This is a genomic window from Shewanella sp. AC91-MNA-CIBAN-0169, from assembly GCF_040310165.1.
In the GTDB taxonomy this organism is placed as follows: domain Bacteria; phylum Pseudomonadota; class Gammaproteobacteria; order Enterobacterales; family Shewanellaceae; genus Shewanella.
Map to the genome: position 1 here is coordinate 1 of NZ_JBEOPM010000196.1, position 238 is coordinate 238.

A 238-nucleotide genomic window follows, 5' to 3' on the forward strand; every position below is an offset into this window, starting at 1 on the left:
GTACTGTGCTCCATTCTTCATGACTAAGATCTCCATCTAACTCCCCTTCCACTGAGTAATGGAATGGGTCAAAAAAAATAAAATCATATTGCTGAGTGATCGAACACCTTTTCCAATCTCCTAGATGAGGACGCACCGAGGGATGCTCTCCAACGAATCTCTCGAGATCAATATAAATGGATCTCTCAATTTCATAAATATCGTGCAACCGTGGTGCCATATACTTTTGAATCAAGCC

Annotated in this window: 1 protein-coding gene; it reads right to left on the reverse strand. The window is 41.2% G+C overall.

Going from position 1 to position 238, the window contains the following annotated elements; translation table 11 throughout:
• Positions 1-238: hypothetical protein (locus AAEY98_RS22655; RefSeq protein WP_351019890.1), on the reverse strand; the 238-nt coding region annotated here is incomplete at both ends.